The following is a 10543-nucleotide window of genomic DNA, read 5'->3' on the forward strand; positions in this document are numbered from 1 at the left end:
CTTTGACGATCTTCTCGCCTGGGCTCTTCGTTGTCTTTCTCATCGTCCACTCCTTGGTGGCTACGATGAGCAACAAACCCTCACTTAGCAAATAACGCTATTTGGACCCATAGGCGCTGACGGCAGACAGGCCGTAATGGAACTGAACGTTAATCCGCGAGGCATACAAACTGTTTCCCTTCGAGCAGAGGAGACTTTGCGGGGTGAAGCGTGCAAGGCGCGAGGTCGAGTGGCAGTTTGTTAGAACGGGATGCGAGGTTGTGGTTGGGTAAGTTATTATGTGCCGGTTGCGGTCTATGTGGCGATCGCTGCCTTTTCAGCAAAATTGATTGGTACGTTTCGCGACTTTAGCAAGACGCTGGGTGCCGCGCATGACATCAGACAGGAAGCCGATGGGATCCGCCTCGCGCATGATCCGCTCCCGATCAAGGGCTAGTTCGACCTTGCGGGGCATCTGATGGCGTCGCGGTTTTCGGTTGGCGGGCATGGGTCATCAAGAGCAGTTTCGGTTGCTCAGTTTTACCATGCCACTGGTCGGTCTCGAAGGTAAAAAATGCTGCAATAACAAATGAGAACTGATGATTAATCACCAGCAATCAGAAATCTGAAGAGGATCTGCGATGAGCAGATATGGTGGTTCGAAGGAATGGCGATGTGATCAAGTCAAAGGAAATGTGGAAACTTCTTATAGCATTGTTGATTGCAAGATCGGGCAGTTAACACGCCGTCTACAACTTGATAGGTTCTGGTACATCAATACACAACCCGGATAGTCCGAGACAAAAGGAAGAGTATCAATGAATGGTGTCAAGTTTCAGTGGTTGCTAGCGGGGCTCTTCCTCATCGTGTCACTACCCTACGCGTCCGCTCAATCCGCTTCGGTCCGGGTTTTCTCAGAATATGATAAGCGCACGCTGTTACTGGACGGTGAAATTGGTCCCGGCACCTTGCTTGCGGTGAAGAAACAACTTGATGAGTTTCCCGAGGTGAAATTCCTTGCGCTCAACAGTCCAGGCGGCAGCGTAGTCGAAGGCTTGAGCATTGCAAAACTTGTCGAGGAGCGAGGGATCACAACGCTCGTAACCGAAGGCCATAGCTGCTTCTCTTCATGTAGTTTCATTTTTCTTGCGGGATCAGCCCGATACGTAAGGGGTGGGCAGCTTGGGGTGCATCAATTTACTGGGTCCAGAGATGAAACTATCGCGCAGGAGATGGTTGCAGAGATATATGACACGCTTCTAGGTTTTGGCATTTCATCTCACGTGATGTCGAAGATGTTTAGAACGCCCAGTGATCAGATCTATGTCTTTACTGAGGAAGAGCTGGTCGCTTTTGAGATCAATCGGCACACCAAGCCGACAACGCAAGCTGCAGTGACCGAACAGGGTGCTGACCCGGGAAACTCCGATAATCCACCAAGTGCTACCGATGGCAACCTCAACTCAGGGGTCACGCCCTTAAGCACAAACTCATACGGGATGTGGACGTCCGGCTACTACTATTTCAACAGCATCTCAAACCTGATGTGTGCCATACACTCAAGGCAGCAGGGAATTGATTTTAGGCTTGTTCGCTACCTTACGCGCCCGGACTACTTTCTCGAGCTAGAGCACATCCCGCTCACGATGGATAGAGGACGGGTCGAGATCGTGTTCGGAATTGAGGGTGCTGACGCCTCAGGTGGATTGCTGACGCTGCGAACGGAATACACTTCTTGGGGAGGGAGGGATATTTCAACCGACATAACCTCCCAGCGGGATGAAGAGATCTTGCTGTCAGCGCTGGCGAAAGGACACACCTTGTGGATCCGGCGGATCGATACAGAGCTTATCGGAAGGTTTATGTTGATCGGCTCTTCTAGGGCAATCGCAGATTTCCGAAAATGCATTACTGGTGATGAAGCCTACGTGACGCGGATGCTGAGCGAGCAAGCAACGGACAAGAAGCCATAGTAGTTCAAAGCCCGTCGTAAAGCGGGGGAAATCCCTTTGCTTGCAATCGCCAACCCCTATTGAGCTCACGGATTGGAGTTGAGTGGCCGATTTGTCCCTTACAGTTGCGGTTTGTGTATGGTGCCGTGATGATCGGAACAGCGGCGACGCATGGGCGAGCATACATGTCCCTAGCAGTAGGGGGCCTGACGGATGTATCTGCGTGCATCTTTGGTTTCGTACTTCCGATATCGCCCGCCTGAATATCTACGGCAGTCGAGGGCGTTGCCCGAGGCGATGACTGAGGCCGCGAGGTCGTACTTGCCCACGTAGCAGATGCCCACGTACCTGTCGTACGTCTTGTCGCCGTTCAGGCGGCAGACCACCGTCTTCCCGGCAACTAGCTTCTGGAGCGTCTGTGTGGCCGCTCTGTAGCGCGGTTGGCCGCGCTCTGGGGCATCGATGCCATTGAGCCGGATCTTGATCCTCCCGACCCACAAGGTGTCGCCGTCGATGACGCGGGCACGGCCTTTGATCTCGGCTGCGTGCGCAGCGGTTGTCGTGAGGGCGAATGCGAGGATGATGGCAATAAGTCTGGTCATGGTTCGTTCAATATAGCCGAGCGATTACAGCCTAGGCACCGAGAACAGCAGGCCGCGTGGTATCGTCTCGCCGTCGATGTCGAATACACAGATCGCGTCTAGGCGAGCGCCTCTGAGGTTGCGTTTGGCCTCTTCCGATAGGCTTGCGTAAACATCACTGGTTTCTTGCTCAGTTGGCGGGGCGCAAGTTGACCATTTGTCCTCGAGCCAAGTCGGCACCTTCAACGGGAAACCAAGGTATTCGCGATCCTTGTTGGCATTGGTCAGTCGACGAAAGTATTTCGATTGATTGGCGACGGAAGGGTCGGCTACTTCAACGCCCTGCACAATGCCTCGAAAACTACTTTCGAAGGAAATTGTATAGGCACCGTCAGGAAGGTCACCCAGTTCGAAATGACCGCTGCTGTGTAGGAAGAAAGCCATTAGCCCGAGATAACCTAGCACCCCAATGGACACCAATCTGATCAGCCACTTGAGCATGAATTTACCTCTAGTCCGTTAGAATGGCCAACCTTCGGCGAATTTCTTCGCTTGCGTTAGCACCAGTTGGTTTGCGTTGGAGTGTTCTGCAAAAATGTACCGCGCGGTGCCGCCAAGCGGAGCGTAGAAGTAGTCTTCCTTCCATCGAAGGATCGATATCAAGTTGACGACAATGTTACCGTAGCAGCCATTCCGGATTCTCTCGCTATGGACGCTGACACGGACCACACCTTCATCCATGTTTTGCGGTCTATCTTCATCGTGTTCGACGATGTTGAACCCGCGCAGAGATAGCTTGTCCTCGGTGTAAGTTTTGACCTCTCCTAGGTTCGTCCAACACCCGTCAGATGCTCCGTCGAAGATCTCCACGGAGATGCTTCGAATACTTTTGGGAGTTGCCCACGCCCCTTGGTCTTCGGCCATTGCGGCGGTAGCGATGAGGCAGAAAGTGATAGCTGCTGAAATTGGATTCTTGATCATCGGTTCCTCTCTATGGTTGAGACATTCGTAGCGCTTGTTTTGGGTGATGGCTAGATGCGGAATGTCACGTCAGATCTTGGGCCTACTGATATGCTATCAGTGACTATCTGACTGGAAATGCCAGCAAAACATGGCGCTCAAGACGTGACGCCCGAACTTGGGAAGCGATGGGCTCGTACCACGGTCGAATTGGTGCCCAGAAGAAAGCCAGTGAACCTGCACTGATCAACGGGCATTGGGTGCGGTAGCGCGGCTCCCTGACCCACCCAACGAGTAGCTTGTTCTTAGTAACATTGGGGAATTTTTCTAGCAAATTTGCGAGGAATGGAATCGCAGATCAAAACGCTGGCGAACGTCATGCCGTGTACCGTTCATGATCGATCGCCATGATTGGAAAAAAGTCATTCGAATGGTGGGTCCTTCCACAGCATTTCTGCTGCGGGTAACGCGCGACCTCGAATTGTTTCTAGCTACCAAATTTTGTTGGGATTTCTTGCTGACTGTCAGAAAGATGTCGAACTCATCTGAAGTATTTAATCACAAATATTTCCCTTGGCGGTCTTGATCCCAGTTCGCCAGATTTTGTCAATATTGAGTCAAAACAATACTAATATAAATCAAAAGGATACTTGATAGATGACACAATGACATATTGACGAAAACTCTTAATCGCGAGGAGAGAGAACACAGAGTCCAAGCAACGCGGGTGCTTGAGGCTCTGTGGTCAAAGGCTAATCATCGGAATGATTGTCATTATGTCATCGTGTTGTAGCACCTTGAAATCAAACGAGTATATTTGACGAATGGCTAAGACTAGATAACAAGCCTTCTGGCATTCAATGCGCTCAAGGTATTATTTCTGACCCGGAAAGTTGTATCCTTGTGCTGCTTCATAATCTGCTTGCCCCTGATCTTCATTGCTCAGCGTGGACTTGCGATACAGGACTGGGCGTTTTCCACCTTCTTGAGGAATCGGGTTTGCGCGTCCGGAACTATTCATTCTACATCGTGAGTACCCGAGAGCCTCAATGCATTGGCTTAGTGTTTTGGGTGCTACCTTCGTAAATCCTGCGTTTTTAAGGCGTTCTTGCGCCATTGCACTGCTAATCCAGCTGCCACGGAACCCCGGCACGCCTTCATCGATCGCTTCGCGGAGTTCTTGTTCCAAGGGGCCCATACTGTTCGTGATTGCAGCCGCCGTGGACGTGGTGTCCGGAGCGCGGTTGCATTCCCCAGCAGGATTGTATCGGGCATCGAGCGGCATCCGGTGCAGCCATGCTGCTACTTTCTCGAACCCGCCCGCTCGCGCCCAATCCCACAGTTGCGGAAAATACATGCCGTTCATCCCGTCGCGTGCCAGATCTTCGACCTGCTGCTGTGCTGTGTACAGGATCGCGTAACGGCGATCATTTTTCGTCTTAATGACTGCGTCTTGGTGATTGGTTAGAAACATCCAGTTTGTGAGGTTGTCGCCCATACGCTTGTTCTGCCCCATGCCGCGGATCTCTACCCGATCGTTGGTGATGTACTTTTTTAAGCGGTCCAGCATGTCACGCCGCCCTGCCATGTGAACTTCTTCGACACCGATGAGTAGGTTGCCGTCAAGGTAGGTGTTGAATTTCTCATTCATATCCTCGGGGTTCGGTAGGTGCGTGAACTGTTCACCAACAGCATGTGTCATGCAGCGCAACAGGAACGTTTTGCCGTTGCCCTCGGTGCCTTGCAGCACCAAAGCCCATTGAAACTTGAGGCCGGGGTTCTGCACCATCGAAGCGCACCAAGTGAGGAAGATCGAGCGGTCAGTTGGGTCCGGCAACAACTTGCGTACCAAGTCGAGATATGGAGCGACATCTGCGTCCGTCACCACCTCAGTAGCGCGCCAATCGGGACATTTGAATACATTCACCGCCTCGTCTTCGATATGACCGAACGGCTTGTTGGGAAGTAGGCGGCGGCGACGCACCTTCGGAAAGCGCTTACAGCGCGACTGCGTAAAGCACTCCCACGCATCCCGTGTCGGGCGCGCACCGTCCGCTTGCATTTGAAACTCGTACCCACCGTACTCGACACGGAATTGCTCGGGCTTCAGCAGATCGCCGTCCGGCGCGAGGATCTTGTGTTCGTCACGCACATAGACACATCCGTCGAAATGCGCGTCCTGATCGAACATGGTCAGATAGCCACCGCTTGACTCGGGGAGTTGCCCCCCGGGCAAAGGTGCATCCTGTTGATCGGAACCCGGGGGGTTGGCGGTCGGAATACCGGGTAGGGGTGGTTTTGAATACACCCCCTGGCATTTCCGTACAGCGCCGCCGATAGACCTAGACTGATAGTCGGTGCGCTGCAACTTCTTTTGATCGGTACGCCCCCGTGCGAGCGGCGATATTAGCCAGAGACGCCGCATACGTTCCTGATCCTTACCGGTCCAGAACGCAAGGTGCGCCAGCAGGGCGGCGTCCGCGGCGCTGCGATCGAACGGGTCGTCGGTGTCGGTCGGAAAAAACCTGCCCAGCGCGTCAGAGCCGTTCCAGAGGTCGGGAAACCGTGCCTTATCGCCGAACATGCCGGCGACCGATCCACGTGCGCCCAGCGCCATTTGAATGAGCAACGCGTCGTCAGATGGTCCGGTATATTCCGGCACCGGTCCGGATGCGGGCAGGGCCGTCTCTGCGCCCGTCTCACGCGGTGTGAGGATGGTCGGCAGGTACGGCGTCGCGTCGATGCTTGGATCGCCCTGAAACGCACTGCCGAGGATGATGTAGCGACCGGATTGATAGAACTCGATGCCGTTCGCCCGGTTCATAAACCGCTCGTCCATGCCCGCCTCGCAGCAGAACCAGAAGTGCAGCCCGCGCTCGCTACGACTGATTTCCACACCGACACCGGGCAGGGCGGCAAAGACGCGCTGGGCGCGTTCGTCATACGCGCCGGTGATCGGATCGCGGCAACCGTCGATGTCGATACACGCTGTTGGTTCATCAGCGGTGATCACGTAGGCGACTTCCAGACCAGCCGCATCAGCAAGGCGCTGGGCTTCGTCGCGAGACATCCATGATGCGGGATCGTGCGGGTCGATGCGGTATCCGGTGTGCGGGTTTACGGGTTCTTTGTCCTGATTGGTCAGGATGAATTGATCACGATTCATCAGACAGAGCCTCGATAGCTCATCCGTTCAGCAAGTACAGCCTCGATCTCAGACCGAACCCAGCGCGTGGATCCGCCGATTTTCATGGGTTTGGGAATAGTCCCACTGCTTGCGTACTCCCAGACTGTCGAAACAGCAATGCTCAGGATTTGTGCGACTTCACGGTCTCTTAAAAGCTCAATGGACATTGAATAACTCCGTATCGATTGTGGTCGATTTGGAGGCTAATGGGCTGGTTGGAGCGTTGTAATCTGGAGCAGCGGAAAATGAATGCGGTTATTCCTCATTGACTAGGTTGGTGAAGTCCGAAGCCAAATGTGACTCCGCAAATTCAGGGAACTCTCGCTTCAGGGCATCCAGGGCGCTTCTGGGCTTTGAATTGATTTCAAACGCGTTGAAGATGTCGCTGACCAACTTTGCGAACGATCCGTACAGGTTATCATCATTGATCGATTGTGGAACTTTCCGCCTTGAACTTGGCGGCTCTTTCTTCAACTCAATGTCACGCCAGGCCATGATGACTTCCCTTAATAATTCTGCCTCCGTCCAATTCGTCTTGCGGTCGCGTGGTCCTCTCCTTTCCTCTCGTTTCAGCATGAAACTGGTAGCTTCGGTCATGGCTTGAAGGGTTGCGACGAAGTTCAAATCGCTGAGTGAGTTCAAGAACAGGCGTCGGTTTCCCTGAAGTCCTTCGTAGTTTCGAATGGCGGTCTTTAGCGACTGTTCCAAAGCAATCAGAGCTTTGCTCTGATCTTTTAATGGCGAAGAAGGACCGCGTTGGAAGATAATTTCGAGCCGGTTGGCAACCCCTTCAAGGTCTTGCTGTTCGTCAGGGAAGGCTCTTTGGAAAGCGGCGACAACCAACTTCAGCCGTTCTTCCCTGCCTTTCTCAACGGCCATCAGAGCTTTCCCGCCACATGATTGGCCCACCGCTGCATGAGGTCTCGGCGTTGATCAAGGAAATCTGTCCGGCGATACGCGCGCTCGACCTTGCCGCCGGCAGTGTGGGCAAGAGCGGTCTCAGCGATCTCTCGTGGTGTGTCAGTCGCTTCGGCACACCATGTCCGGAAGCTGGAACGGAACCCGTGCGGGCGTTCAGGCATGTCTCGGCGTTTCATGATTCCTGACATTGCGGCGTCCGAGATCACTGTGCGCTGACTCCAGAAGAAGTATCCGTCCTTCTGCCATATCTCGGCTTGTTCGAGTATCTCTAGTGCTTGGTGGGGTAGTGGGATCCTGTGTTCATTCCCTGATTTCATTCTGTCAGAGGGAATTGTCCAAATGTCGTCTTTAATCTCGTTCTCACGGCAAAACCGAATTTCGGTTGTCCGAGCTGTTGTTAGAACTAAGAATTTAAGCGCGAGATTGCCTACAGTAGGTTCTGAAAGCGAGGCATAGAAACTTGGGACGTCAGGCCAGGGCACTGAGGGAATGTTTTTGGCCGTGTGGCGCTGTTTGCCTAACAACGCGCGCGCCTTATCAGTGGCTTGCAAATCCACATCTAGATCCATGGCCGCGGCGTATCGGATCACGATCCCTAAACGGTTCATTGCCTTACGTGCTGTATCGGCTTTCTCGTGCCAGATAGGAGCAAGTGTATTGCGGATGTCTTGCTGGTCGATCTCCTCGATCGGAACCCGCCCAAGTTTGGGCAGAACGTGTATGTTTAGGGGAGACAACCATCGCCCGGCTTTACCATCACCTTTGAGTTCAGCCTGACGGGCTTTAAATGCTGCTGCTGTTACGCTGGCCAAAGTGTGGTCGCCCCGATCCGCTTCTTTCCGAATTCGAGCGCGCTCTTTGATGGGGTCTTTGTTCGATCGGACCACTGAGCGCCAACGGTCCGCTTCTTCCCGGGCTTCAGCGAGGGACACATCGTATAGACCGCCAAGCCCCATCTCGCGGCGGCGACCGTGTACTGTTACGCGGAGAAACCATTGTCCTGCACCACCTTCTCGTTTGTGCAGCCACAATCCTCCCCCATCATTGTATTTGCCGGGGCGGAGATGCTTGATTTGAGTTGCTGTGAGTTTGTATCTGACGCCCATTCTATCCACCGAAATATCCACCTTTAGTAAGTAGATACTATCGGATTGCATTGGAAGAGATCAGAGGAGAGTTTCGTCTAATGGTCAGAAAACATGTGGAAAAAAGGATGATATCGGATGGCGTCAGACTAGTTGTGGATGCCGTGTGGGGGCGCCATTTTTCGTTTTATTACAATTGGTTATCACTGATTCAGGAATGTGAATCCGTGAATGATTCAGCTAACTGTGCGAGAACTGTGCGGCACTGTGCGCTGTGCGGGATTTGTTGAGTGCAAATCGGGATCAGTAATTTACAATAAAAACAGTGAGTTGAGTGTGGTTGTGCGAAGATGGATTTGGCTGATCTTCGGTTGCAAACTGTGCGAAATTCTTTCTTGAATAATCAGTTGCATGGAGGTTCAATTTTCTTTTTGCCCATTTTGTTCTTATTTATCAATTGATTGCGCAGGTAGGGGGGTGAGGTTCTAGACCAACTGATTTTGAAAAACAGCATGACGGTTCAAAGTGAATTATTCTGCTTTGTTTTCATTGCTTTGGTGGAGTTTCCCTAGGCGACCCATCGCACCAGAATCGTGAGTAATCGATTTCTTCCCCTTCACTATTAAATTGAAGCCGGGTTTGGTGCTTGTCAGACATTCAGCTCCGGGTTGTATGGAGCTCATCGAAAAGTTGGGAAGCTACCCTTCATTTTGTCCTGCGCCCAATTCAATCTTACGAAGCCACAGCATACCTCTGAGCGCCTGTATGGGGCGCTTGTCGTCTGGATTGATAGCGCGGAAAAGCAGCAATTCCGAACCTTTTGCAGATCCGTACAAAATAGAGCTTTGAGTTGATGCGTGGGTATGAAATACCATCTAAAGTCACGGGTAAAATCAAGTATTTGTTTGGTGCCTATCCTCTGAAGTCAACTAATAAGAAAGACAGTAGTAAATGAGAACTCCAGCAGTAATCATGCTTTCAGCAGCGATCACTTTGACAGGTTGCGTTGCTCAAGAAACGTTCGTTAAAAACAAAATGCGCTATTCAGATTATGAGTTGGACCGTGCTCAATGCGAGACCAAATCGAGCCAAGAAATTGCAGTTAACCGGAGCCCAGGAGCTGAGATTGCCGTGGCGCTGTTAACTGGTGCCTATTCTGTACAAGACGCGAATGCGACAGCACGAATGCGAAATTATGAAGCGTGCATGATCTCGAAGGGCTATCAGCGTGTTGAGTTGCCTCCATGTAAAAATGCAAACGAGGCAAGGGTAAACGGAGTTGGTCCGTTGAACGCTTCCAACCGGGTTACGATCTCTAGCAATTCATGTGCAACCAACGACAACGCAGGTCGCATTATTTTCTATCAGCAGTAAGCGACGACGTAACCATCACCCAGATTAAAAAAATGCCGTCCCCATTCTGTAAGCTAAGTTGGGGCGGCGTTAAAGTGATCTGTAACTGTTATCCTCACCAATAAAAGGAAAGACACATTCTCTGCCTTCTTGAGCGCATCGCGTAGATTTCAGGTGTCGTCTATGTTGCTAAAGTACAAGGATTTTAGGTTTGTTTAATAGTTTGAAAAAGGTATCTGAAGCGGAAATGGAAACAATTCTTATGCTCGCAGATAATGTATTGGAGAAAATGGACGGTCTCCCTGTCCGTCGTCAGGGTTTTTGGAACCAATGGCTGCGTAAACTAATAGAGAGTTTGGCTCATCTGGTTGGTTTCATTATGCGGCGTGGTGGCGGTGTCCGTCGTCAGGGTTTTTGGAACCAATGGCTGCGTAAACTAATAGAGAGTTTGGCTCATCTGGTTGGTTTCATTATGCGGCGTGGTGGCGGTGATGCAAGCGTCGCGTTTCGAGTGTCTTTTGTTTG

Annotated in this window: 9 protein-coding genes; 3 read left to right on the forward strand and 6 right to left on the reverse strand. The window is 52.0% G+C overall.

From position 1 onward, the window contains the following. The first annotated feature begins 797 nt into the window (after positions 1-797). Positions 798-1952 (forward strand): hypothetical protein, encoded by a 1155-nt coding sequence (locus MWU53_RS15760; protein WP_247094631.1) that lies wholly within the window; start codon positions 798-800, stop codon positions 1950-1952. A gap of 170 nt (positions 1953-2122) precedes the next feature. On the opposite strand, the gene MWU53_RS15765 is transcribed toward MWU53_RS15760, so the two are convergent. From MWU53_RS15765 to MWU53_RS15790, 6 genes are all read right to left on the reverse strand, one after another. Beyond that, positions 2123-2533: a thermonuclease family protein gene (locus tag MWU53_RS15765; protein WP_247094634.1), complete on the reverse strand. Its 411-nt coding sequence runs from the start codon at positions 2531-2533 to the stop codon at positions 2123-2125. Positions 2534-2557: 24 nt separating this feature from the next. Beyond that, a complete protein-coding gene (locus MWU53_RS15770; RefSeq protein WP_247094635.1) occupies positions 2558-3013 on the reverse strand; it encodes a hypothetical protein in 456 nt (151 codons plus the stop codon). Positions 3014-3031: 18 nt separating this feature from the next. Continuing rightward, positions 3032-3493 (reverse strand): hypothetical protein, encoded by a 462-nt coding sequence (locus MWU53_RS15775; protein WP_247094637.1) that lies wholly within the window; start codon positions 3491-3493, stop codon positions 3032-3034. An 853-nt stretch (positions 3494-4346) separates the two neighbouring features. Further along, positions 4347-6638 (reverse strand): DUF5906 domain-containing protein, encoded by a 2292-nt coding sequence (locus MWU53_RS15780; RefSeq protein WP_247094639.1) that lies wholly within the window; start codon positions 6636-6638, stop codon positions 4347-4349. A 276-nt stretch (positions 6639-6914) separates the two neighbouring features. After that, positions 6915-7538 carry a hypothetical protein gene (locus tag MWU53_RS15785; RefSeq protein ID WP_247094641.1) on the reverse strand — a complete coding sequence of 208 codons (624 nt, stop codon included), beginning with the start codon at positions 7536-7538 and terminating at the stop codon, positions 6915-6917. Next, on the reverse strand, positions 7538-8737 hold the full coding sequence (locus tag MWU53_RS15790) for an integrase arm-type DNA-binding domain-containing protein (RefSeq protein ID WP_348647045.1): 1200 nt from the start codon (positions 8735-8737) through the stop codon (positions 7538-7540). Before MWU53_RS15790 ends, MWU53_RS15785 begins: the two co-directional genes overlap by 1 nt. 879 nt (positions 8738-9616) lie before the next feature. Here MWU53_RS15790 and MWU53_RS15795 point away from each other — a divergent pair. Beyond that, positions 9617-10039 (forward strand): hypothetical protein, encoded by a 423-nt coding sequence (locus MWU53_RS15795; RefSeq protein WP_247094643.1) that lies wholly within the window; start codon positions 9617-9619, stop codon positions 10037-10039. Positions 10040-10229: 190 nt separating this feature from the next. Further along, positions 10230-10543, forward strand: a 314-nt coding sequence (locus tag MWU53_RS15800; protein ID WP_247094644.1) for a hypothetical protein, incomplete at its 3' end; no start/stop codon positions are given.

It is taken from the genome of Aliiroseovarius sp. S1123 (genome assembly GCF_023015885.1).
In the GTDB taxonomy this organism is placed as follows: Bacteria; Pseudomonadota; Alphaproteobacteria; order Rhodobacterales; family Rhodobacteraceae; genus Aliiroseovarius.